General features: G+C 72.6%; 19 protein-coding genes, 1 pseudogene and 1 riboswitch. Of the genes and pseudogenes, 8 read left to right on the top strand and 12 right to left on the bottom strand.

The features are described 5' to 3' along the window. The first annotated feature begins 47 nt into the window (after positions 1–47). A riboswitch (glycine riboswitch) is annotated at positions 48–143 on the top strand. Between the two features lie 176 nt (positions 144–319). Continuing rightward, positions 320–3205 (top strand): aminomethyl-transferring glycine dehydrogenase, encoded by a 2886-nt coding sequence (gcvP, locus tag AB0E88_RS09800; RefSeq protein ID WP_361626688.1) that lies wholly within the window; start codon positions 320–322, stop codon positions 3203–3205. Positions 3206–3368: 163 nt separating this feature from the next. Here gcvP and AB0E88_RS09795 read toward each other — a convergent pair whose 3' ends face one another. From AB0E88_RS09795 to AB0E88_RS09775, 5 genes are all read right to left on the bottom strand, one after another. After that, complete coding sequence (locus AB0E88_RS09795; protein WP_361626684.1) at positions 3369–4454, bottom strand: ABC transporter ATP-binding protein; 1086 nt, start codon at positions 4452–4454, stop codon at positions 3369–3371. 134 nt (positions 4455–4588) lie between these two features. Continuing rightward, positions 4589–5434 (bottom strand): molybdate ABC transporter permease subunit, encoded by an 846-nt coding sequence (gene modB / locus AB0E88_RS09790; RefSeq protein ID WP_361626681.1) that lies wholly within the window; start codon positions 5432–5434, stop codon positions 4589–4591. Beyond that, positions 5431–6261: a molybdate ABC transporter substrate-binding protein gene (gene modA / locus AB0E88_RS09785; protein WP_361626678.1), complete on the bottom strand. Its 831-nt coding sequence runs from the start codon at positions 6259–6261 to the stop codon at positions 5431–5433. The genes modB and modA overlap by 4 nt, the downstream gene beginning before the upstream one ends. Before the next feature lie 184 nt (positions 6262–6445). Continuing rightward, on the bottom strand, positions 6446–6841 hold the full coding sequence (locus AB0E88_RS09780; RefSeq protein ID WP_361626675.1) for a helix-turn-helix transcriptional regulator: 396 nt from the start codon (positions 6839–6841) through the stop codon (positions 6446–6448). Between the two features lie 147 nt (positions 6842–6988). Beyond that, on the bottom strand, positions 6989–8944 hold the full coding sequence (locus AB0E88_RS09775) for an amino acid transporter (RefSeq protein ID WP_361626672.1): 1956 nt from the start codon (positions 8942–8944) through the stop codon (positions 6989–6991). A 504-nt stretch (positions 8945–9448) separates the two neighbouring features. Between AB0E88_RS09775 and AB0E88_RS09770 the strand changes: the two are divergent. Continuing rightward, positions 9449–9639, top strand: a pseudogene (locus tag AB0E88_RS09770) (hypothetical protein); the annotation flags it as partial. 200 nt (positions 9640–9839) lie between these two features. Here AB0E88_RS09770 and AB0E88_RS09765 read toward each other — a convergent pair. After that, entirely contained in the window at positions 9840–10046 is a 207-nt protein-coding gene (locus tag AB0E88_RS09765) for a DUF5999 family protein (RefSeq protein ID WP_361626743.1), read from the bottom strand. Between the two features lie 364 nt (positions 10047–10410). Continuing rightward, on the bottom strand, positions 10411–10995 hold the full coding sequence (locus tag AB0E88_RS09760; RefSeq protein WP_361626669.1) for a hypothetical protein: 585 nt from the start codon (positions 10993–10995) through the stop codon (positions 10411–10413). Positions 10996–11574: 579 nt separating this feature from the next. Between AB0E88_RS09760 and AB0E88_RS09755 the strand changes: the two genes are divergently transcribed. Both AB0E88_RS09755 and AB0E88_RS09750 read left to right on the top strand, forming a co-directional pair. Continuing rightward, positions 11575–13092 carry a glutamate-cysteine ligase family protein gene (locus AB0E88_RS09755; RefSeq protein WP_361626666.1) on the top strand — a complete coding sequence of 506 codons (1518 nt, stop codon included), beginning with the start codon at positions 11575–11577 and terminating at the stop codon, positions 13090–13092. Positions 13093–13594: 502 nt separating this feature from the next. Next, on the top strand, positions 13595–14395 hold the full coding sequence (locus AB0E88_RS09750) for a type II CAAX endopeptidase family protein (protein ID WP_361626740.1): 801 nt from the start codon (positions 13595–13597) through the stop codon (positions 14393–14395). Between the two features lie 19 nt (positions 14396–14414). On the opposite strand, the gene AB0E88_RS09745 is transcribed toward AB0E88_RS09750, so the two are convergent. The 3 genes from AB0E88_RS09745 to AB0E88_RS09735 all read right to left on the bottom strand — a co-directional run bounded on the left by AB0E88_RS09745 (position 14415) and on the right by AB0E88_RS09735 (position 17350). Then, positions 14415–15230: a PhzF family phenazine biosynthesis protein gene (locus tag AB0E88_RS09745; protein ID WP_361626663.1), complete on the bottom strand. Its 816-nt coding sequence runs from the start codon at positions 15228–15230 to the stop codon at positions 14415–14417. Between the two features lie 231 nt (positions 15231–15461). Then, positions 15462–16895, bottom strand: a complete 1434-nt coding sequence (locus AB0E88_RS09740; protein ID WP_361626660.1) for an MFS transporter — start codon at positions 16893–16895, stop codon at positions 15462–15464. Then, positions 16892–17350, bottom strand: coding sequence for a MarR family transcriptional regulator (locus AB0E88_RS09735; RefSeq protein WP_361626657.1), 459 nt, complete (start codon positions 17348–17350; stop codon positions 16892–16894). The genes AB0E88_RS09740 and AB0E88_RS09735 overlap by 4 nt, the downstream gene beginning before the upstream one ends. 179 nt (positions 17351–17529) lie before the next feature. Here AB0E88_RS09735 and AB0E88_RS09730 point away from each other — a divergent pair, with 179 nt between their 5' ends. Beyond that, complete coding sequence (locus AB0E88_RS09730; RefSeq protein WP_361626654.1) at positions 17530–18174, top strand: PadR family transcriptional regulator; 645 nt, start codon at positions 17530–17532, stop codon at positions 18172–18174. Between the two features lie 111 nt (positions 18175–18285). Here AB0E88_RS09730 and AB0E88_RS09725 read toward each other — a convergent pair whose 3' ends face one another. Continuing rightward, on the bottom strand, positions 18286–18486 hold the full coding sequence (locus tag AB0E88_RS09725) for a hypothetical protein (protein ID WP_361626651.1): 201 nt from the start codon (positions 18484–18486) through the stop codon (positions 18286–18288). Positions 18487–18684: 198 nt separating this feature from the next. Here AB0E88_RS09725 and AB0E88_RS09720 point away from each other — a divergent pair, with 198 nt between their 5' ends. From AB0E88_RS09720 to AB0E88_RS09710, 3 genes are all read left to right on the top strand, one after another. Continuing rightward, positions 18685–19224, top strand: a complete 540-nt coding sequence (locus AB0E88_RS09720; protein WP_361626648.1) for a Clp protease N-terminal domain-containing protein — start codon at positions 18685–18687, stop codon at positions 19222–19224. 46 nt (positions 19225–19270) lie between these two features. Further along, positions 19271–20275: an EamA family transporter gene (locus AB0E88_RS09715; protein WP_361626645.1), complete on the top strand. Its 1005-nt coding sequence runs from the start codon at positions 19271–19273 to the stop codon at positions 20273–20275. A 181-nt stretch (positions 20276–20456) separates the two neighbouring features. After that, positions 20457–21389 carry a DMT family transporter gene (locus AB0E88_RS09710; protein ID WP_361626642.1) on the top strand — a complete coding sequence of 311 codons (933 nt, stop codon included), beginning with the start codon at positions 20457–20459 and terminating at the stop codon, positions 21387–21389. 140 nt (positions 21390–21529) lie between these two features. Here AB0E88_RS09710 and AB0E88_RS09705 read toward each other — a convergent pair whose 3' ends face one another. Further along, entirely contained in the window at positions 21530–22207 is a 678-nt protein-coding gene (locus AB0E88_RS09705; protein WP_361626639.1) for a pyridoxamine 5'-phosphate oxidase family protein, read from the bottom strand. Between the last annotated feature and the right edge of the window lie 5 nt (positions 22208–22212).

Raw genomic sequence — 22212 nt, 5'->3', positions numbered from 1 at the left:
CTCGAGGGCCCCGGCGTTGACCCCGCTGGTAGTCTGACTACGGCTGCTGACCCCGTGCGGGAGAGTCCTCCAGACATCATCGGAGGCGCCGAAGGAGCAAATCCTCCCCGGAATCTCTCAGGCTCACGTACCGCACGGACGAGGTCACTCTGGAAAGCAGGGCGGGTGTCGACGGCTTCCGCTCTCACCGACGGTGAAAGCCGGGTGCCCTCGGGCGCTCCGGTGAAGCTCTCAGGTCGAGATGACAGAGGGGGAGGCCGTTCGGGTACCCGTGCCGTGGTGCCCCTCGAAGGTCGTGTCAGACCAGGAGGCCTCCGCAATGACCGCCCATCGCATTCCGCTCTCCGAGCTCGAGAAGGGGATTCCCTTCGAGCAGCGTCACATCGGCCCCGACCACGAGGCTCGGGCCAAGATGCTCGCCCAGGTCGGGTACGGCTCGCTGGACGAACTCACCGCCGCCGCGGTGCCGGATGTGATCAAGAACGCCGACGCCCTCGACCTGCCGGGCGCCCGCAGCGAGGCCGAGGTGCTCGCCGAGCTGCGCTCCCTGGCCGACCGCAACCAGGTCCTCGGCTCCATGATCGGCCTCGGCTACTACGGCACCTTCACCCCGCCGGTCATCCTGCGCAACGTCATGGAGAACCCGGCCTGGTACACGGCGTACACGCCCTACCAGCCGGAGATCTCCCAGGGCCGGCTCGAGGCGCTGCTGAACTTCCAGACCACGGTCGCCGACCTGACCGGTCTGCCCACCTCCGGCGCCTCCCTGCTCGACGAGGGCACCGCCGCCGCCGAGGCGATGTCGCTGTCCCTGCGCATGGGCAAGAACAAGAAGGGTCTCTTCCTGGTCGACGCGGACGCGCTGCCGCAGACCATCGCCGTCATCCAGACCCGTGCCGAGCCGACCGGCGTCGAGGTCGTCGTCGCCGACCTCAGCGACGGCATCCCGGCCGACATCGCCGCCCGCGAGATCAACGGCGTGCTGCTCCAGTACCCGGGCGCCTCCGGTGCCGTGCGTGACCTCAAGCCGGTCATCGACCAGGCGCACGAGCTGGGCGCGCTGGTCACCGTCGCCGCCGACCTGCTGGCGCTGACGCTGCTGAAGTCGCCGGGCGAGCTGGGCGCGGACATCGCGGTCGGCACCACGCAGCGGTTCGGTGTGCCGATGGGCTTCGGCGGCCCGCACGCCGGCTACATGGCCGTACGGGAGAAGTTCGCGCGCAGCCTGCCCGGGCGGCTCGTGGGCGTGTCCGTGGACGCGGACGGGAACAAGGCGTACCGGCTGGCGCTGCAGACGCGTGAGCAGCACATCCGCCGGGAGAAGGCGACCAGCAACATCTGCACCGCGCAGGTGCTGCTCGCCGTCATGGCCGGCATGTACGCCGTGTACCACGGGCCGGACGGCCTGAAGGGCATCGCCCGGCGCACGCACCGGTACGCCACGATCCTCGCCGAGGGCCTGAAGGCCGGTGGCGTCGAGGTCGTGCACGGCGCCTACTTCGACACCGTCACCGCCCGGGTGCCGGGCCGGGCCGCCGAGGTCGTCGCCGCCGCGCGCGACAACGGGGTCAACCTGTACCCGGTCGACGCCGACCACGTCTCCCTCGCGTGCGACGAGACCACCACCCGCGACCAGCTGACCGCCGTGTTCGGCGCCTTCGGCGTCGAGGGCGACATCGAGGCGCTGGACGCCGCAGCCGGGGACGTGCTGCCGCAGGACCTGCTGCGCTCCGACGCCTACCTGACCCACCCGGTCTTCCACCAGCACCGCTCCGAGACCGCGATGCTGCGCTACCTGCGCAAGCTGTCCGACCGCGACTACGCGCTCGACCGCGGCATGATCCCGCTGGGCTCCTGCACCATGAAGCTCAACGCGACCACCGAGATGGAGCCGGTCACCTGGCCCGAGTTCGGCCAGCTGCACCCCTTCGCGCCCGCCGAGCAGGCCGAGGGCTACCTCACGCTCATCCACGAGCTGGAGGACCGTCTCGCCGAGGTCACCGGCTACGACAAGGTCTCGCTGCAGCCGAACGCCGGCTCCCAGGGCGAGCTGGCCGGTCTGCTGGCCGTGCGCGGCTACCACCGGGCCAACGGCGACGAGCAGCGCACCGTCTGCCTCATCCCGTCCTCCGCGCACGGCACCAACGCCGCCAGCGCCGTGATGGCCGGCATGAAGGTCGTCGTCGTCAAGACCGCCGAGGACGGCGAGATCGACGTCGAGGACCTGCGGGCGAAGATCGAGCAGCACCGCGACGAGCTGGCGGTGCTGATGATCACCTACCCGTCGACGCACGGTGTGTTCGAGGAGCACGTCGCCGACATCTGCGCCCAGGTGCACGAGGCCGGCGGCCAGGTGTACGTCGACGGCGCCAACCTGAACGCGCTGGTCGGCCTCGCCAAGCCGGGCCACTTCGGCGGTGACGTCTCCCACCTGAACCTGCACAAGACGTTCTGCATTCCGCACGGCGGCGGCGGTCCCGGCGTCGGGCCGGTCGCGGTCCGCGAGCACCTCGCGCCGTACCTGCCGAACCACCCGCTGCAGCCCGCCGCCGGCCCGGAGACGGGCGTCGGCCCGATCTCGGCCGCGCCGTGGGGCTCCGCGGGCATCCTGCCCATCTCCTGGGCGTACGTCCGCCTCATGGGCGGGGAGGGCCTGAAGCAGGCCACGCAGGTCGCCGTGCTGTCCGCGAACTACATCGCCAAGCGCCTCGAGCCGCACTACCCGGTGCTGTACACCGGCCCCGGTGGCCTGGTCGCGCACGAGTGCATCATCGACCTGCGCCCGCTGACGAAGGCGACCGGCGTGAGCGTGGACGACGTCGCCAAGCGGCTCATCGACTACGGCTTCCACGCGCCGACGATGTCCTTCCCGGTGGCCGGCACGCTGATGATCGAGCCGACCGAGTCCGAGGACCTGGCCGAGCTGGACCGGTTCTGCGACGCGATGATCGCCATCCGCGCGGAGATCGAGAAGGTCGGCTCCGGCGAGTGGTCCGCGGAGGACAACCCGCTGCGGAACGCCCCGCACACCGCCCGTGCGCTCGGCGGGGAGTGGGAGCACGCCTACAGCCGCGAGGAGGCCGTCTTCCCGGCCGGTGTGTCGGCCGCGGACAAGTACTGGCCGCCGGTGCGCCGTATCGACCAGGCCTTCGGTGACCGGAACCTCGTCTGCTCCTGCCCGCCGCTGGACGCGTACGAGGACTGAGACACCCTGACGTGAGCGAGGGCCCCGGTTTCGGGGGCCCTCGTGTCGGTTGGAGGCGGCCGCCGTGCCCGTGGCGCCGCCCCGGGGGACGTCGGTGACCGTGCCGGGCAACCGGTTGCGGATGCTCAGGGTCATGGCGGCGCGCCGTGAGGGCGGTGGCCGGTCAGGCCGGGTATGCGTGGGTCTGCGTCGCCTTGACCGTCGCCCAGACCGGGGCACCCGGGTGCAGGTCCAGCTCGGCAGCGGCGACCGTGGTGAGGTCGGCGGCCAGCGGCAGCTCACCCGTGAGGTCGGCGCGGATCTGGTCGCCGTGGGTCTCCAGTCCGGCCACCTCGCAGCGCCACAGGTTGCGGGCGCTCGAGCCGGTGGGGCGCTCGCGGTGCAGGGTGACCGCGCCCGGCGGGAACGCCACGAAGACCTCTCCGGTGAGGTGCTCGGTGGTGGTGATCTCGCAGCCCGCCTCCAGCGTGACGGTGTGGCCGTCGGCCCGCCCGCGGTACAGGTTCAGGCCGACCAGCTGGGCGATGTAGTCGGTGCGCGGATGGCGGGCGATGTCGCCGGGGGTGCCCTCCTGGACCACCCGGCCGTGCTCGATCACCACCAGGCGGTCGGCGAGGACCATGGCGTCCAGCGGGTCGTGCGTGACCAGGACGGCCACCGCCTCGAACTCGGCGAGATGGCGGCGCAGCTGGGCACGCACCTCCAGGCGGGTACGGGCGTCCAGGGCGGCCAGCGGTTCGTCCAGCAGCAGCAGCCGGGGGTGGGTGGCGAGCGCGCGGGCGAGGGCGACGCGCTGGGCCTGACCGCCGGACAGCCGGCGTGGCTTGGCTGCGGCGTGCTCGGCGAGGCCCATCCGCTCCAGCCACCCGGCGGCCTCGGCGCGGGCCTCGGCCTTGCTCGCGCCCCGGCAGCGCGGCCCGAACGCCACGTTGTCCAGGGCCGTCAGATGCGGGAAGAGCAGGTAGTCCTGGAAGACGACACCCACCGGGCGGGACTCGGGCGGCGTACGGTCCAGGCTGCTGCCGTCGAGGCGCAGCCGGCCGCCGGTCAGCGGAGCGAGGCCGGCCAGGGCGCGCAGGGCGGTGGTCTTGCCGGCGCCGTTCGGACCGAGCAGGGCGACGACGTCGCCGGGTGCGGCCGTCAGGGTCACGTCGAGCCGGAAGGCGCCGCGGTCGACGACGAGATGGGCGTCCAGACCCTCGGCGCCTGGAGCGGGGACGGCGGTCGTCGGCTTCTCGGTGTCGGTCACGAGGCGGTCTTCTCGGCGTCGGTCACGAGGCGGTCTTCCGGGTCGAGGTGGTCTTCCGGGTCGAGGTGGTCTTCCCGGTGCCGGTCACAGGCGGTCGTCCCGGTGTCGGTCACAGGCGGTCTTCCCGGTGTCGGTCACGAGGCGCTCATCCATCGGTCCCGCAGGCCCGCCAGCACGGCCACGGACACGGCGAGCAGCACCAGGCTGAGCGCGATCGCCGCCGCCGGGTCGTTCTGCAGGGCGAGGTAGACCGCGAGGGGCATGGTCTGGGTCCGGCCGGGGAAGTTGCCGGCGAAGGTGATCGTGGCCCCGAACTCGCCGAGCGCCCGCGCCCAGGCGAGCACCGCGCCCGCCGCGACACCCGGCGCGATCAGCGGCAGGGTGACCCGGCGGAAGGCGGTGAAGCGGGAGGCGCCCAAGGTCTGCGCGGCCTCCTCGTAGCGGCGGTCGGCGGCGCGCAGGGTGCCCTCGACGCTGATGACGAGGAACGGCATCGCCACGAAGGTCTCCGCGAGGACCACGCCCGTCGTGGTGAACGGCAGGGTGACGCCGAACCAGGAGTCCAGCCACTGCCCGATCACGCCGTTGCGGCCGAGGGCGAGCAGCAGGGCGACGCCGCCGACCACCGGCGGCAGCACGAGGGGCAGGGTCACCAGGGCGCGCACGAGACCGCGTCCGGGGAACTCGGTCCGGGCCAGCACCCAGGCCAGGGGCACGCCGACGATCAGGCTCAGCGCGGTCGCGGCGGTGGCGCAGATCAGGGACAGCTGGAGCGCCTGCCACACCTCGGTGCTGGTCAGCTGGTCCGGCAGGGTGCTCCAGGGCGCCCGGATCAGCAGGGCGACCAGAGGCAGCACCAGGAACGCCAGCCCGAGCAGCGCGGGCAGCAGCAGCGGGAGGGGGACGCCCGTGCGGGCACGGCGGCGCCGCGGACCGCCCTTCAGGGTGTCCGCGGCGCCGGTCCTGCCCAAAGACGTCACGGCTTCAGGAACCCGGCCTCGGTCAGCACCTTCTGGCCCTCGGCGGACTTGACCAGGTCGATGAAGGCCTGGGCGGCCTGGGCGTGGGGCGCGTCCTTCAGCAGGGCGATCGGGTACTCGTTGACGGCCTTGGCCGACTCGGGGAACTCCACGCCCTGCACCTTGTCACCGGCCGCCTTCACATCCGTCCTGTACACGACGGCGGCGTCGGCCTCCTTCAGTTCGACCTTGGTCAGGGCGCTCTTGACGTCCTGCTCGTAGGAGACCGGGGTGAGCGTCAGATCGGCGGCCTTGAGCGCCTTCTGGGCGGCGGCGCCGCAGGGCACCGTCTTGTCGCACAGCACGACCTTCAGGCCGGACTTGGTGAGGTCCTTCAGGGAGGCGACCTTGTCGGGGTTGCCCGGCAGGGTGGCGATCTCCAGCTGGTTGCGCACGAACGTGGTCGGCGCCGCTGCCGTGTCCTTGGCGTCCGAGACGATCTTCATCGTCTTCGGGCTGGCGGCGGCGAACACATCGGCGGGGGCGCCGCCGGTGATGCTGGCCGCGAGGGAGTCGCTGCCGCCGAAGTTGAAGCTCACCTTGGTGCCGGGGTGCTCCTTCTCGAACTCCTGGCCGAGGGCGGTGAAGCTCTCCTTGAGGGAGGCGGCGGCGAAGACGGTGACCGTGCCGGTCACCTTCGGCGACGACGAGGCGCTCGAACCGGCCGGCGCGCCGGAGGAATCGGCCTTGCCGGCCGAGTCGGAGGACGAGGAGCAGGCGCTCAGCGCCAGCAGCGCGGCGGCCGACGCGCCGGCGATCCACAGGGTCCGGCGGGCGGGACGGGTCATCACGGGTCGACTCCCTCGGTGCTCATGGCGGAGGCAGCCCAGCGGACCCCTCCCATCTGCCGATCATACTGACGTATCTGCCAGGGAGAAGTCTGCTGTCGCATCGCATGAGCCATGCGCAAGAAGGCTACGGGCGGCATGTGCGTTCGTACGGAGCCGGTGGCGCATGCGCCCGCCGTGTGGGTCAGGTGCGGTCGATGTGTACGTTTGTCGACTTCACGCGGGCGGTGGCCTCCATGCCGACCTCTAGGCCCAGTTCCTCGACGGCCTCCCGGGTGAGCAGGGAGACCAGCCGGTGCGGCCCGGCCTGGATCTCCACCTGGGCGGCCACGTCGCCGAGCTTGATGGCGGTGACGATGCCGGGGAAGGCGTTGCGGGCGGAGGTGTACGGCGCCTCCTCCCCGTCGCTGCCCGCCTTCGCGAGCTCCACGGAGAACGCCGCCAGGTCCCGTCCGTCGATCAGCCGCCGTCCGCTGTCGTCGCGGTGGGTGGTCACGCGGCCGGCGTCCGCCCAGCGGCGCGCGGTGTCGGGGCTCACACCGAGGAGCCGTGCTGCCTGGCCGATTGTGTAGGACTGCATGCCGGTCACGATAAGGGCGCCGGCGACCCGCACCCGAGGCGGGGCGGCCGGTGTGTCAGCCGGGCGAACGCGAGAGTGTCGGCCTGGTGGGCCCGGGGTGTCAGCCGGGGTGGGCGCGGGACGTCGGTCCGTGGGGACGTGTGGGTGTCAGCCGGTGTGGACGCGGGGGCGTCGCTCGCGGTCCGGTTCGGCCTCGCGCAGCACCTCGCGCGTCACCGGGGCGACCTCGCCCGAGCCGAAGAGGAAGAAGCGCAGGAAGTTGCGGAACGGATTGCCCTCGGTCCACTCGAAGTAGATGTGCGGGGTGCAGCCGGTGGTGTCACGCACGTGCAGCAGCAGCGCGGCGAGGGCGTTGGGCACGGAGGGGGAGTGCAGCGTCAGGACGCGGTAGCGGCCGTGCAGGATCTCGCCGTGCACGGTGAGGCCGCCCTCGAACTCCGACGGGTCGGTGACCGTCACCTCGGCGAAGACGAAGTCGTCCTGCTCCGGCATGTCGTTGTCCTCGCGGATCTGCTCGATCTTGTCGCGGTACTCCGCCTTGTCGCGCTGGTCGGGCTCATTGGCGATGAAGCGCATCTTCCGGCTGGCCATGTCCCGTATGAACCGCTCGGCCATCGGATCGAGCGTCACGCTGGTCACCCGCAGTTCGAAGGCGCGCAGCAGGCGCGACAGCAGGGAGATGAGGATGATGCCGGCGATGAAGCAGGCGCCGATCTTCACGCCGTCCGGGCGCTCGATGACGTTGACGACCGTCGTGTAGAGGAACACCGCCGAGATCACCGCGAAGCCGATGGTCCAGCCGCGCTGGCCGGCCTTGCGGGCGGCGATGGTCACCGCGATCGCGGCGGAGCTGATCAGCACGAGCACACCGGTGGCGTAGGCGCCGCCCTGCTTGTCGACGTTGGCGTCGAAGATCCAGGTGACCAGGAACGCGACCAGGGTGAAGACGAGGACCATCGGGCGCACCGCGCGGGCCCAGTGCGGGGCCATGCCGTAGCGGGGCAGGTAGCGCGGCATCAGGTTGAGCAGCCCGGCCATCGCGGAGGCCCCGGCGAACCACAGGATGGCGATGGTCGAGATGTCGTAGACCGTGCCGAAGGCGCCGCCGAGGTAGTGGTGGGCGAGGAAGGCCAGCGCACGGCCGTTGGCGGCGCCGCCCGGCTCGAACTCGCGTGCCGGGATCAGCAGCGTGGTGATGAAGCTGGTGGCGATCAGGAAGCAGCTCATGATCAGCGCGGCGGTGGTCAGCAGCTTCTTGGTGTCCCGGATGCGGCCCGCGGGATCGGCCTCCGTGTCGTCCGCGTCGCCCTTCACATGTGGCATCACCGCGACGCCGGTCTCGAAGCCGGAGAGGCCGAGCGCCAGCTTGGGGAAGACGAGCAGGGCCACACCGACCATTGCAAAAACGTTTCCGTGTTCGGCGGTCAGGGCGCTGGACCAGTCGGTGACGAGATGCCCGGCGGTGACCACGTGGTAGAGGCCGACGACCACGACGACCACGTTCAGCAGCAGATAGGTGCCGACCAGGGCCACGGCGACGCCGATCGCCTCCAGGAAGCCCTTGAGGAACACCGCGCCGAGCAGGGCCACCAGCAGCAGCGTGATCAGCATCTGTTTGTCGTGCAGGGCGCTGGTCAGGTGCGGGTTCTCCACCAGGTGCGTGGAGGCGTCGGCCGCCGACAGGGTGATGGTGATGAGGAAGTCGGTGGCGGCGAAGCCGAGCAGGGTGAGCACGAACAGTTTGCCCTGCCAGAACGACAGCAGCCGTTCCAGCATCGCGATCGACCCCTCGCCGTGCGGGCTCTCCTTGGCCACGCGGCGGTAGACGGGCAGTGCGCCCGCGAGGGTGACGATGACCAGCACGAGGGTCGCCACGGGGGAGAGCAGGCCGGCCGCGAGCGCGGCGATGCCGGGCTGGTAGCCGAGCGTGGAGAAGTAGTCGACACCGGTCAGGCACATCACACGCCACCAGCGCTGACCCTGGTGCGGGGGCTCCGGCGCGGCGTGCGGCCCGGTGTGGCCGCCGTTCTTGCCCATGTCGGACAGCCCCTCCAGCATCCACGTGCGCAGACGACTGGGAGAGGGGTGCTCGGTGGTGGCCATCGGGGTGCTCCTGAAGTGCGGCTCGGCGTGTGGATTCGGCCATCACGCGGTCGGCGGCACCAGCGTATGCGGAGCGTGACGCAGGGGCCTTTGGATCCAGGGCCGGGGAGCGTCAATCTTGCGTTAAGACTGGCGGTGTCGGTGGCGGTCGGTGGGGCCGCAGGTGGGAGACGGCGGTTGCGCCGGACGGGGGTGCGGGTGACCGGCGGGCGGCTGGGCGCCGGGGGCTCGGGATGCTCCCCGGGAGCGCGGGATGCTCCCCGGGAGGGGCGCCGGGACGGAGCCGCCGCGGCGCCCCTCGGGCACGGAACGCGTGTCGGCGGGGAGGCCGGCGTACCCGCGAGCGCCGCGGCCGGGCCGGACCGCGACGTCGGTCGGTCGAGATGCCGGGCGCTGTGCCCGCCGCACATGCAAGCGGGCCGCGGGGGTGTCGACAAGCCCCCGGGGAGCTTCTCTTACGGGCTTCTGACGCGGCCGGTCGCCCGGCAGCCGCCGCAGGACGCGGCCATGGGCACCGGTGCCTGAGCCGCGTAGGAGGCCGGCGACACGGTCGACCTCGACTCCGACCCGGGGAAAGCTCATCGAGATCGTCGCGATCGGGCGGGCAACTCCTCATCACGCGAGCGGCATTGACGACGTCATCGCTCGCCGACGACGTCGCGACGTCTCACGCGATCGTCCCCGCGCTGTTCGCGACCACCGAGGACCGCACGCTGGGTTCATAGGCGAGCCCCGCGTCAACGTGCTGCGGCTCCACCTCGCGCTGAGGGAGCTGGACGAGCGCTGACGCCGCCGCGGGGCGGGTGGGGCGGCGAGGGGGGCGCGCATCGTGCGGGGCCGGTGCGCAGCGGTGGCTGCGGCCGGCCCCGGAAGGTGGTGGATCGAAGGTGGTGGATCAGGCGGCCGTCACCACCCGGCCGGCGTCCAGCGGGCGGTGCGGCGCGATGATCTTGCCGTTCGGCAGGAGTTCGCCGGTGTCCTCGAAGAGGAGTACGCCGTTGCACAGCAGGCTCCAGCCCTGCTCCGGGTGGTGCGCCACGAGACGGGCGGACTCCCGGTCGGCTGAATCGGCTGAGGGGCACGGCGGCTGGTGCTGGCACATGGTGGGTGGGATCTCTCGCTCTGTTGTGGTCATGTCCGCCCCCGTTGGAAAGTCGGTCGGAATCCAGTGTTGCCCCACGGGCGTCAATCCGCAGGGATTTCGCAGCACCGCTCCTTCACAGAATGATGACGCATCACCCGCGCGGCTGGTTCAGCCCAACTGACCTGCACGTTCGGGTGGTTTCCGATGGCCGGGGATGACTAGTCCGGATGGGTCGGGCGGCTATTCGGTCCGACTCGTACGAGCGATGAATTGCTCGTCCGAGCGAATTCATCGGAGCGATGCGTGCGCGGGCCCCGCTTCCGGCGGGGAAGCGGGGCCCGGTGTGCCGAAGGCCGGGACGGAACCCGGTGAGGCGCCGGTCTCAGGCGGGCTGACCGAGCAGCGGGGCCGGGGTGGCCCGCAGGGTCAGGACCGGCAGCAGATCGGAGACCCGGTGCGGGCGGTGTGCGGCGATCCCCGGCGGTGCGGGCGCCAGCGGCACCAGCAGATCCGTGGCCTGCGGATGCCCGGTCGCCCCGTCCGCCGCCCCGTCCCCGTGCAGCCACAGGGTGAGCATGTACAGCCCGGGCACGGACAGCAGCCGCGCCTGGTACGGCTGCGCCACCGACTCGGCCTGCCGCAGCGCCCGCTCGGTGGAGGCGACGTAGGGCCCTTCGAAGAAGTGAGAGAAGGCCCAGCCGTCGGGTGTCAGCCGGGTCTCGGCCGCCGCCACCGCGCGCTCCCCGCAGCGGATCAGGAAACGCCAGCCGACCAGCCGCGTGGCCCGTACCCCCTCCGGGGTGATCGCTTCCAGCACGTGCACGGGCAGCGGCAGATCGGGCGTCGCCGGCCCCTCGGCGTTACGGAGGGACGGGGTGGGTGCTTGACGGACCGCGGTCGGGGAACCGAGTGCCGTGAGGACGGAGCGAAGTGCGGGCGCGGGAGCCGGGGGTACATGCAGCGGCATGGTGGGTCGCCTCTCATTCGGCAGGCACGGTGGCGTGAGGGCGGGGCGTGGGCGGACGACGCTGTCAGCTCTCGGAATCAGGGGTCGGCACGGCAGGGTCCGGGGTCGGAGTGAGAAAGAGGTGCGCTGTGGCCCGTCGTCCGTCACCCCGACGACAAGCCTTCGACCGCGGGCGCCAACCTGCTGCCCTGTCCCGCGAGTTTATACGACACGTGTTCAGCCTGTGTTTCGTCTAGCCGCTTCCGGAGCACTCGGCAAGAGACTATTCGGTCGGCGATTCGCGGGAATCATCCCGATTCCACGGGGGGTGAACGGCGATGACCTCGGGAAGTGCAGGTCCAGGGGACGGCCAAATGTCGTCGGCGTTTTTTACGAGATCCTTTCCCGGGGAAAATTCCGGGCGCCGTATGCCTTGCGAATGTGCCACTGGACAACCCGCCGGACAACCCGGCAAGCCTAGCCGCTCCCGCTCGGGCGCGCACACGTTATGGATCGCTTCGGCTGGGCATCATCCACCGTGCACCGGACACCGGAGGCCCGATCACCGGGCCCCGCCCCACCTGAGGAAGGGACGCTTCGATGGGCGAGAAGGTCGTGGCAGGCTCGTTCGACCTGTCCGATCGCCAGCGCTATCGCGACAAGCTGCAGCAGTGCCTGACGGGGCTGGAGCGGCTTCTGGCCCAGCAGCGGTTCGACCGTCCGAAGAACCTGATGGGGCTGGAGATCGAACTGAATCTGGTGGGCGCCGACGGCCTGCCGAAAATGCTCAACGCGGAAGTGCTGGAGCGGATCGCGAGCCGTGACTTCCAGACGGAACTCGCCATGTTCAACCTGGAAGTCAACATAGCCCCCCACCGGCTCGGAGACCGGGTATTCGACCGCCTCGCCGAGGAACTCCGCATCGCGCTGGCCTACGCCGACCGCAAAGCCTCGGAGGTCGACGCCGGAATCGCGATGATCGGCATTCTGCCCACGCTGGACCGGGACGACCTGGTCTCGTCCAACCTTTCCGACGTGGACCGCTACACGCTGCTCAACGACCAGATCGTCGCCGCTCGCGGTGAGGACTTCACGCTCGACATCGAGGGCGTGGAACATCTGCGCTGCACCTCCAGGTCGATCACCCCGGAGGCCGCCTGCACCTCGGTGCAGCTACACCTCCAGGTGACGCCGGGCCGTTTCGCCGACGTGTGGAACGCCGCGCAGTCCGTCGCCGCCGTACAGGTGGCCCTCGGTGCCAACTCGCCGTTCCTCTTCGGCCGCGAGCTGTGGCGTGAGTCGCGGCCGCCGCTGTTCGAGCAGTCCACCGACACCCGCCCGCCCGAGCTCAAGGCCCAGGGCGTGCGTCCGCGCACCTGGTTCGGCGAGCGGTGGATCACCTCGGCGTACGACCTGTTCGAGGAGAACCTGCGCTACTTCCCGGCGCTGCTGCCGATCTGCGACGAGGAGGACCCGCTGGCGGTGATCGACGCCGGCGGCACGCCCAAGCTCGCCGAGCTGGTCCTGCACAACGGCACGGTCTACCGCTGGAACCGGCCCGTCTACGACGTCGCCGACGGCGTCCCGCACCTGCGGGTGGAGAACCGTGTGCTGCCCGCCGGGCCGACCGTCACCGACGTGGTCGCGAACGCGGCCTTCTACTACGGCGTCGTCCGCGCCCTCGCCGAGGACGCGCGGCCGGTGTGGACCCGCCTGCCGTTCGAGGCGGCCGCAGCCAACTTCGACGCCGCGTGCCGGTACGGCATCGACGCCCGCCTGGAGTGGCCGCGGCGCGGCCGGCTCGGCGGCACCACGACGGTCGACGCGGTCAGCCTGGTCCGCGACGAGCTGCTGCCGCTGGCGGAGGCGGGTCTCGACGCGTGGGGCATCGAGCCCGCCGACCGCGACCTGTACCTCGGAGTCATCGACGAGCGGTGCCGGCGGCGCGCGAACGGGGCGACCTGGCAGGCGGCCACCTTCCACCGCGCGCAGGAGAAGGGACTGTCCCGCGAGGCGGCCCTGGCGGCGACGACCCGGCGCTACTGCGAGCTGATGCGCAAGGGCGACCCGGTCCACAGCTGGCCCGTGGGACTCCCGGAACCGGTGCCGCTGGGCTGAGCGGAACCGGTGCCGCTGGGCTGAGCGGCGCGGGGCCCCTGGCCGGGGCCCGGGGGCTACGGGTCCCCCGCCGGGCGGTGGGGCGCGTGACGCGAGCCGACGACCCGTGCCGGCGGGTCCGCGGCGCGAGGCGTGCCGCCTGGCGCGGCGTCGGATGCGGCGCGCATCGGGGGTCGGCGGAAAGCGCGGCGGGACGCGTGGCGCGGCGCGGGCTGTCCGGCTGCGGCATCTGACGCGCCCCGCGTCGGGGGCCGACGGCCTGTGCCGCTGGACCCGCGGCACGGTGAGGGCCGCTCGGCTGCGGCGTCGGATGCGCCCCGCGTCGAGGTCGCGCGGGCCGTCCGGCTACGGCGTCGACGCGCCCCGCATCGCGGGCCGGCGGAATGGTGGCCCGACGCGCAGCGCGGGGTGGGCTGTCCGGCTCCCGCGTCTGACGCGCCCCGCGTCGGGGGTCGGGGGACTTCGTCGCGTCGTGATCGGGCATGCTGTGACCTCCCACGGTGTGCAGGCGGAGGCGGGTCAGGTGACCGAGACTTTTCCCGAACAGCGGCTCTCGCGACGGATCTTCCGTGACGAGACGCTGCTCGTCCTGGGGCTCTCGCTCGGTGCGAGCGGAGTGTCCGCGCTGATCAGCTTCGTCGGTTCGGTGACCAAGCCGGGCGGCCTGAAGGAGCAGGCGGCCACGCTCAACGCCTCCGCCGCGCCGGGCCGCCCCTGGCTGGACCTCGCCTGGCAGCTGTTCGGCATCGCCACCGCGCTGGTGCCGGTGGCGCTCGTCGCCCACCTGCTGCTGCGGGAGGGCGGCAGCCTGCGCACCCTCGGCTTCGACCGCACCCGTCCCTGGCCCGACCTCGGCCGGGGCGCCGCGATCGCCGCGGTGATCGGCAGCACCGGCATCGCCTTCTACCTGGCCGCCCGTGGCCTCGGCTTCAACCTCACGGTGGTCCCCGAGGCGCTGCCCGACGTGTGGTGGAAGTACCCCGTGCTGATCCTGTCGGCGGTGCAGAACGCGGTCCTCGAAGAGGTCATCGTCGTCGGCTATCTCCTGCGCCGGCTGCGGCAACTGGGCTGGACACCCGGCACCGCGCTGGTCGCCAGCTCGGTGCTGCGCGGCTCCTACCACCTCTACCAGGGCATCGGCGGCTTCATCGGGAACATGGTGATGGGCGTCGTCTTCGTCTGGCTGTACCGCCGCTGGGGCCGGGTCGGCCCCCTGGTCGTGGCGCACTCCCTGCTCGACATCGGGGCGTTCGTGGGCTATGCGCTGCTCGCCGGCAAGGTGGGCTGGCTGCCGACGGTGTGAACCGCCGGCAGCACCGTCGTCAGGGTCGTGTGAGCAGGTCGCCGTCGATCACGGTGACCGCCCGTCCGCTGAGCAGCGTGCGCTCACCGCGCACCTCCGTACGCACCCGGCCGGAACGCGGCGAGGCCTGCAGCCCGGTGAGGTCCGGGCGGCCGAGGCGCTCGGACCAGAACGGTGCGAGGGCGGTGTGGGCGCTGCCGGTGACCGGGTCCTCGTCGATGCCGACGTTGGGGAAGAAGCAGCGCGAGACGAAGTCGTAGCCGCGCGCCGGGTCCTCGGCGGGGGCGGTGGCGATGATGCCCCGCTCGGAGAAGGCGGCCAGGGCTTTGTGGTCCGGGGTGAGGCCGTGCACCGTCTTCTCGTCGGCGAGCTCGACCAGGAGGTCGCCGACGTTCGGCCCGGTGTCGAAGGCGGCGCGCGGCGCGGCGCCGAGGGCCTCGGCGACCCCGGCCGGGACCTCGACACGGGTGAGCGGGGCGGTGGGGAAGTCCAGCGTGATCGAGCCGTCCTCGCGAGGGGTGGCGATGAGGACGCCGCTGCGGGTGGCGAACCGTACCGGGCCCTCGTGAGCGCCGGTGGTGTGCAGGACGTGGGCGGTGGCGAGGGTCGCGTGGCCGCACATCGCGACCTCCGCGGCCGGGGTGAACCACCGCAGCGCCCAGTCGGCCTCGCCGTCCTCGGGCAGACGGTGGGCGAACGCGGTCTCGGCGTGGTTGACCTCCAGGGCCACGTTCTGCAGCCACTCGTCGGCCGGGAACGAGTCGAGCAGGAGCACACCGGCCGGGTTGCCGGCGAAGGGGCGGTCGGTGAAGGCGTCGACGATTCGAATGCGCATGGCCCGACGGTAGTGCTCCGCGGAAGGAGCCGACCAAGGCCAATCGCGCGCCGCTGGACCGATCGGGGCACGCCGGGAAGCAGCCGCGTCAACTGCCCGGCGGACGCCGGGGAACGGACGGGCACACGTGACCGGATCTCCTCGCCGCCCGTCAGTGCAACGGCTGGTCGGGGTGGCCGTGAGCAACCGCACGGTGGACTTGCGCAACGCCGCTTCTCCGGGGGCCGGGGCTCACGGGTTGGTCGCGGGCGAGCGCCGGCGGGCGAGGGCGAGGCTGGTCAGCGTCGTGACCGCCATGGCGCCGATGCCGGCCAGCGCCGCGGTGGTGTAGGCGCTGTCGTCGGGGAAGAGGTGGCCGGGGCCGGTGCCCGCGGTGAGGATCAGGCCGCCGACGGCGCTGCCCAGGGAGTATCCGACGCTGCGGACGACGTAGTTGAAGCTCATGGCGCTCGACGTCTCGCTCTTGGGGGTGACGGCGAGGATGACGCCGGGCATCGCGGCCGAGAAGCCGCCGACGCCGAAGCCGAGCACGCCCATCGCCGCGAAAAGTTCGGCCAGGTCCGACCGGGCCACCGCGAACAGGGCGAACCCGCCGCCGACCACGGCGGCGCTGCCGGCCAGGAGCAGGGGGCCGGCGATCCGCTTCCGGATCCGCGGCGTGAGCTTGCCGGCGACGAACCCCAGCACCGAGAACGGGACGAGGACCAGCCCGGCGACGAACGTCGTCAGCCCGAAGCCGTAACCGGCGCCGCGCGGCGTCTGCGCGTACCGCGTGACGAGCGTGAGCAGGAGGTACATGCCGATCCCGCCGACGAACATGGCGAGGTTCGCCCCGGCGACCGCCGGGTGCCGCACCGCCCGCACATCGATCAGGGGAGTCGTGCTGCGCAGTTCGATGACGGCCCAGACCCAGAGCAGTACCACCGCGACAACGGCGAGGCCCGCCGCCACGGCGAGGTGCCGGCTCCACAGATTCCGTTCGCCGGCGAGGAACAGCACCAGGAGCAGGGCGGCGGCCAGGACGACCGCGCCTGGCACGTCCACGTGGGCGGAGCGTCCTGCGGGGGCTTCGGGCATGGAGCGCCACGCGGTCAGGAGGGCGGCGGCGGTGACGACCAGGCCGAGGCCGTAGGCGGCCCGAACCCCGCCGAGCTCGGCGAGCAGTGCGGCCAGCGGGTAGCCCACGCCGGCCCCGATGACCGAGACCACCGAGATCAGGGCGATCACGGCCGCGCTGCGCTCCTCGGGGAGGTGGTCCCGGGCCACGCCCATCATCAGGGCCGTCAGCCCGAGCCCGACGCCCTGGGCCGCCCGGCCGGCCAGCAGCCACGCGAACGGCAGCTGCAGCACGGTGAGCGCGCTGCCGGCGACGACCACGGCGAGCGTGGCGAGGATCGTGGCCCGCCGGTGCGGGCCGGCTCCGAGCCGCCCCAGGACCGGCGTGGCGACGGCGCCGCTGAGCAGCGCGACGGTCAGCGTCCACTGCGCGCTGCCGAGCGAGACGTGGAACGAGGTCGCCACGCTGGTGATGAGCGGCGTCCCGAGGCTGGCGACGGCCGCCACGACCAGAGCGATGAACACCAGGGCGGGGACCAGCAGCCGCGCGTCGGAACGCGCCACCGGGATCGCCTTCACCGCGGCTCCGCCGACCGGCTCCCCGGTCACCGCTTCGGCCCTTCGCGGTCCTGGCTCTCGAGTTCTGCCAGACGGTGCAGCGCGGGCAGGGCCGCCACCAGCGCCTCTACCTCGTCGCCGCTGAGCTTGCCGATCAACTGCTCGAACGCGTGGACGCCCGCCCGGCGCCGCGTCCGGACGTAGGCGGCGCCGGCCTCGGTCAGGCACACCAGCGTCACGCGCTTGTCGGACGCGTCGCCGCGCCGCTCGACCAGGCCGGACTCCTCCATCACCCGGACCAGGGTGGTCATCGCGGGCTGGGTGACGCCCTCGACCGCGGCGAGATCGGTGATGCGCCGCGGACCGGTCCGGTCCAGGGTGGCCAGGGTGGCGGCGGACGTCAGGCTCATGTCCCGGGGCAGGCGTCTGGCGGCCCTGGTGGCCAGGCCGTAGAGGGCTGCCCCGATGGCTGCGGACGCACCAGAAGCGGTGTCTTGACGACTCATGCTCGAAGCATAGCGATTTTATATTCATGATGTATGTAAATGCTGGATGACCCTGCTCGGCGGCAGGGTTGGCCGACCGGCCCTCCGTGCGGGTCTTGTCATGCGAACTTTTCCGATATATCGTTGAAGCATCACGAAAGATCGACGATCGAATGATGATGGAATGGAGAGTGATCGTGATGCGTACTCACGGTTTCGAGCACGGACATCGGCACGGCGGCCCCGGGCGCGGCCCGGAGCGCGGCTTCGGTGGCTTCGGCGGTGAGGGCCGGCGTGCGGCCTTCGGCCCCTTCGGGCCGGGTGGCCCCGGCTTCGGTCCCGGCGGTCCGGGCTTCGGCGGACACGGCCCCTGGGGCGGGCGAGGGCGCGGCGGACCGCGCGGAAGGGCCCGGCGCGGTGACGTACGGGCCTCGATCCTGGCCCTGCTGAAGGACCGGCCGATGCACGGCTACGAGATGATCCAGGAGATCGCCGAACGCAGTGGCGGCGCCTGGAAGCCGAGCCCCGGCTCGGTGTACCCCACCCTCCAGCTGCTGGAGGACGAGGGGCTGATCAGCAGTGAGTCGGAGGGCGGCAAGAAGCTGTTCTCGCTCACCGAGGAGGGCCGGACGGCGGCCGAAGCGGGCCCGGACGCCCCCTGGGAGGAGGCCTCCCGAGGGATCGACTTCGAGGCGCTCGGCGAAATCCGCCAGGCCGGCGTCGGCCTCATGGAGGCGTTCGGCCAGGTCTGGAAGACCGGCACGAAGGAGCAGCGCGACAAGGCGCTGTCCGTCCTCAACGACGCCCGCAAGAAGCTGTACCTGATCCTCGCCGACGAAGACTGAGCGGTACGGCGGTGAAGGCGCCCCACGCGGTGACGCGCGGGGCGCCTTCGTGCGTCCGTCTGCGTCCGTGTGCGTCCGTCTGCGTCCGCGCTGTCGTGCCCGGCGGGAACCTCACCCGCCCGCTCGGCCGACCCGCCGTATGCGCGCCGCGTCGAACAGGTCCCACGCCCGGGGGAAAGGGCCCTCGTCGTGGCAGTGCCAGGCCTCCCAGAACAGGTCGGCGAGCAGCGCGTCCCGCGGGGCGTACACCCGGTACACGTAGTGCCGGCCGTCGACGGCCGGCAGGGACACCAGCCAGCACTCGCTCTCCATGTCCGTGTGGGACGAACCAGGGCGCGGGGTGGTTGCCCCGGGGGCGCGAGGCAAGGCGGCGCGCGCCTTTCGTGGGGGAACAGCTTGATCTCATCCCCAAGGAGGAGATTCCGGCCGGCCCGGTCCACTCCTCGTGGGACGCGGAAATGCTCCGCTCCGGGGATGCGGGTACCTCTCGGGACTGATGGGGTAGGAGACGTGCACCCGCGTATACCCCAGCAAGCCGGCCGCGACCAGGGCGTTCGCCGTGACGACAACGATGTCCCGTTGGGCGCCGAGCTGGCCGCGGTGGTCGCCGGCGCCCGGCGCCGGGCCGTACGGGACAGGGACCGGCACATCGACACCGCCCACCTGCTGCACTCCCTGCTGGAGTCCGACCCCGGCGTGCGCGCGGTGTTCGAGGCGGCGCAGGTCGCCCGGCTGCTCGGCTATCTCGTCCAGCGCAGCATCGGCTACGGGCTGCGCTGGCAGACCGCCGTGGAGGAGTCCGGCGCGCTGCCCGGGGCGGGGCCGGCCGAGGGCTGCTCTCCGCTGGCCGCACTCGCCCTGACACGGACCGAGGAGCGTGCCGGGCGGCACGGGCGAACGGCCCGCGGTGTCGACCTGCTCGCCGCGCTCGTCGCGGACCCCGAGGCGCGCGCCGTGCAAGTGCTCGAGCATGCCGGGATCGACGCCCGGGAGCTGTCCGCGCGCCTCGCCCGGGAGCCGTCCGGCGACGGAGCGTCGTCCAGCCGGTGAGACAGCAGCCATCAAGGATGACGCTCCTGTCGGTCCCTGTCATCATGTGCCGGTGCATACGTCAGCAAGCATTCCGGGCAGCCGCGGCAGGGGCGCCGGGCTGTCACTCGCCCTCGCGTCGGCCCTCGCCTTCGGCGGTTCCGGCGTCGCGGCCAAACCGCTGATCGAGGCGGGGCTCGACCCGCTGGACGTGGTGTGGCTGCGGGTGACCGGCGCGGCCCTGGTCATGCTGCCGCTCGCCGTCCGGCACCGCGCGCTGCTGCGCCGCCGCCCGGTGCTGCTCGCCGGTTTCGGACTGCTCGCCGTCGCCGGCGTCCAGGCGTTCTACTTCGCCGCGCTGTCCCGGATCCCGGTCGGGGTCGCCCTGCTCGTCGAGTACCTCGCCCCGGCGCTGGTGCTCGGCTGGGTCCGCTTCGTGCAACGGCGGCCGGTGACCCGGGCCGCGGCGCTCGGCGTGGTCCTCGCCGTCGGCGGCCTCGCCTGCGTCGTCGAGGTGTGGTCGGGGCTGAGCTTCGACGCCCTCGGCCTGCTGCTCGCGCTCGGCGCGGCCTGCTGCCAGGTCGGCTACTTCGTCCTGTCCGACCAGGGCAGTGACTCCGGCGACGACGCGCCCGACCCGCTCGGTGTCATCGCCTACGGCCTGCTCGTCGGCGCCGTCGTGCTCACCGTCGTGGCCCGCCCGTGGGGCATGGACTGGTCCGTGCTCGCGCACACCGCCCGCATGGACGGCACGCCCGTCGCGGCCTGGCTGCTGCTGGCCTGGATCGTCCTGCTCGCCACGGTCGTCGCCTACATCACCGGCGTGCTCTCGGTGCGCCGGCTCTCCCCGCAGGTGGCCGGTGTGGTGGCCTGCCTGGAGGCGGTCATCGCGACCGTGCTGGCCTGGGTCCTGCTCGGCGAGCACCTGTCCGCGCCGCAGATCGCGGGCGGCGCGGTGGTCCTGGCCGGCGCGTTCATCGCCCAGTCCGCCACACCCGCGAAGGGCTCGGGGGAGCCGGTGGCGACCGGCGGTGCGGAAAGGGAGTTGTCGGCCCGCGGAACGGCCGCATAAGGTGCCGAACATGCCTTCGGACGCACTCGTTCTTCCGCCCCCGGCCGCCTGAGGCGGGCCACCCGGTGAAGTACGCCCGGCGCGCCGCGCCGGGCCGAACGGTGCTGCCCGCAGAAGACGTCAGCGGACCCCGCACGGACGGGGTCCATCCACGACCTTCTGCCTTCTGCGGAGAGAACGCGTGTCCACTCCTGCTTCCGGCCTGCCCGTCGGGCGAGGCCTGCTCTACCTGATCGTCGCCGGTGCCGCCTGGGGCACCGCCGGCGCGGCCGCCTCGCTGGTCTACCGGACCAGCGACATGAGCGCCGTCACCCTGTCCTTCTGGCGCTGCGCCGCCGGACTCGTCCTGCTGCTGGCCGCCCGCCGCTTCGGCCCCCGTCCGGCGGCGGCCGCGACCCCCGGACCCCTGCGCCGCAGGCTGCTGCGGGCCGGGGCCACGGGCGTCGGGCTCGCGGTGTTCCAGACGGCGTACTTCGCCGCCGTCTCCGCCACCGGCCTCGCCGTGGCGACCGTCGTCACCCTCGGCGCCGGCCCCGTCCTGATCGCGCTCGGCGCCCGGCTGACCCTGGGCGAGCGGCTCGGTGGCGGCGGCCTGGCCGCGGTGGCCGGCGCGCTCGCCGGGCTCGGCGTCCTGGTCCTCGGCGGGGGAGCGGCGACGGTCCGGCCGTACGGCGTCGGCCTGGCGCTGCTGTCCGCCGCGGGCTACAGCGCGATGACGCTGCTGACCCGCCGGTGGGGGCGCGACGGCGGCGCGGACGCCGCCGGCACGTCCGTCGGGGCGTTCACGGTCACCAGCCTGTGCCTGCTGCCGTTCGCCCTCGCCGACGGTCTGGTCCCGCACACCGCCGACCCCGTGCGGACGGTGTGGCTGCTGGTGTACATCGCCGCCGTACCGACCGCCCTGGCCTACGCCCTGTACTTCGCGGGCGCCGCGGTCGTCCGGTCGGCGACGGTGTCCGTGATCATGCTGCTGGAGCCGGTGAGCGCGGCCGTGCTCGCCGTGGCCCTCCTCGGCGAACGGCTCACGGCCGCGACGTGCGCCGGGACGGTCCTGATGCTGGCCTCGGTCACCGGGCTCGCGCTCGCGGAGGCCCGGACGCCGGCGCCGGCCTGACCGACTGCCCGAGCCGTGCGGGCCGTTGACGGCGAGCCGGCCGCATGCGTGGGAGGCGGGCCGGATCCGCCGCTGCGCTTCGTCCGCCCCCCGGGGCGCGGAGCGGCGTCACAGGGTCGCGCCCCGGGAGCGGAGCGGCGTCACAGGGTCGTCAGGTAGTCCGGCAGCCGCGTGCCGGGGGCCAGCTCGGAGTCGGCGACCGGGGCGTCGTAGACCTTGCGTACGGGGACCACGCCGGCCCAGTGCGGGAGGGCGAGGTCCTCCGGCTCGTCGTTGACGCCTCCGGTGCGCAGCTTGGCGGAGACCTCGTCCAGGTCGAGGCGGATCACGGCGGTGGCTGCCAGTTCCTTCTTGTTGGCCGGCCGGGAGTCCGCGGCGCGGCCGGGGACGACATGGTCGACCAGGGCGTCGAGCGCGAGCCGCTTCTCCTCGGGGTCGGTGACGTCATGGGCGATGCCGTGCACCACGACCGAGCGGTAGTTGATCGAGTGGTGGAAGGCGGACCGGGCCAGCACCAGCCCGTCGACGTGCGTGACGGTCAGGCACACCGCGAGCCCCGGGTCTGCCTGGCCGGTCATCCGCAGCGGGCGCGAGCCGGTCGAACCGTGCACGTAGAGCCTCTCGCCGACCCGGGCGTACAGCGTCGGCAGCACCACGGGCGCGCCGTCGCGGACGAAGCCGAGGTGGCAGACGTAGCCCTCGTCGAGTATCGCGTGCACCAGATCCGCGTCGTAGCGGGCGCGTTCGGCGGAGCGGGTGGGGACGGTGCGGTCGGTCGGGGTGTAGGCGGTGGCCTGAGTGGTCGTGGTCCCCTGCATGGCGC

Origin of the sequence: Streptomyces sp. NPDC028635, from assembly GCF_040637635.1 — a bacterium.
Classification (GTDB): Bacteria; Actinomycetota; Actinomycetes; order Streptomycetales; family Streptomycetaceae; genus Streptomyces.
The sequence above is the reverse complement of the archived record's forward strand: the minus strand, read 5'-3'. Positions and strand labels throughout refer to the sequence as shown.

Excerpts from the sequence above, each read along its gene's own strand:
- gcvP (WP_361626688.1), top strand. The coding sequence starts at position 320 with ATGACCGCCCATCGCATTCCGCTCTCCGAGCTCGAGAAGGGGATTCCC.
- modA (WP_361626678.1), bottom strand. The coding sequence starts at position 6,261 with ATGACCCGTCCCGCCCGCCGGACCCTGTGGATCGCCGGCGCGTCGGCC.
- AB0E88_RS09780 (WP_361626675.1), bottom strand. The coding sequence starts at position 6,841 with ATGCAGTCCTACACAATCGGCCAGGCAGCACGGCTCCTCGGTGTGAGC.
- AB0E88_RS09775 (WP_361626672.1), bottom strand. The coding sequence starts at position 8,944 with ATGGCCACCACCGAGCACCCCTCTCCCAGTCGTCTGCGCACGTGGATG.
- AB0E88_RS09765 (WP_361626743.1), bottom strand. The coding sequence starts at position 10,046 with ATGTGCCAGCACCAGCCGCCGTGCCCCTCAGCCGATTCAGCCGACCGG.
- AB0E88_RS09760 (WP_361626669.1), bottom strand. The coding sequence starts at position 10,995 with ATGCCGCTGCATGTACCCCCGGCTCCCGCGCCCGCACTTCGCTCCGTC.
- AB0E88_RS09755 (WP_361626666.1), top strand. The coding sequence starts at position 11,575 with ATGGGCGAGAAGGTCGTGGCAGGCTCGTTCGACCTGTCCGATCGCCAG.
- AB0E88_RS09745 (WP_361626663.1), bottom strand. The coding sequence starts at position 15,230 with ATGCGCATTCGAATCGTCGACGCCTTCACCGACCGCCCCTTCGCCGGC.
- AB0E88_RS09735 (WP_361626657.1), bottom strand. The coding sequence starts at position 17,350 with ATGAGTCGTCAAGACACCGCTTCTGGTGCGTCCGCAGCCATCGGGGCA.
- AB0E88_RS09730 (WP_361626654.1), top strand. The coding sequence starts at position 17,530 with ATGCGTACTCACGGTTTCGAGCACGGACATCGGCACGGCGGCCCCGGG.
- AB0E88_RS09725 (WP_361626651.1), bottom strand. The coding sequence starts at position 18,486 with ATGGAGAGCGAGTGCTGGCTGGTGTCCCTGCCGGCCGTCGACGGCCGG.
- AB0E88_RS09705 (WP_361626639.1), bottom strand. The coding sequence starts at position 22,207 with ATGCAGGGGACCACGACCACTCAGGCCACCGCCTACACCCCGACCGAC.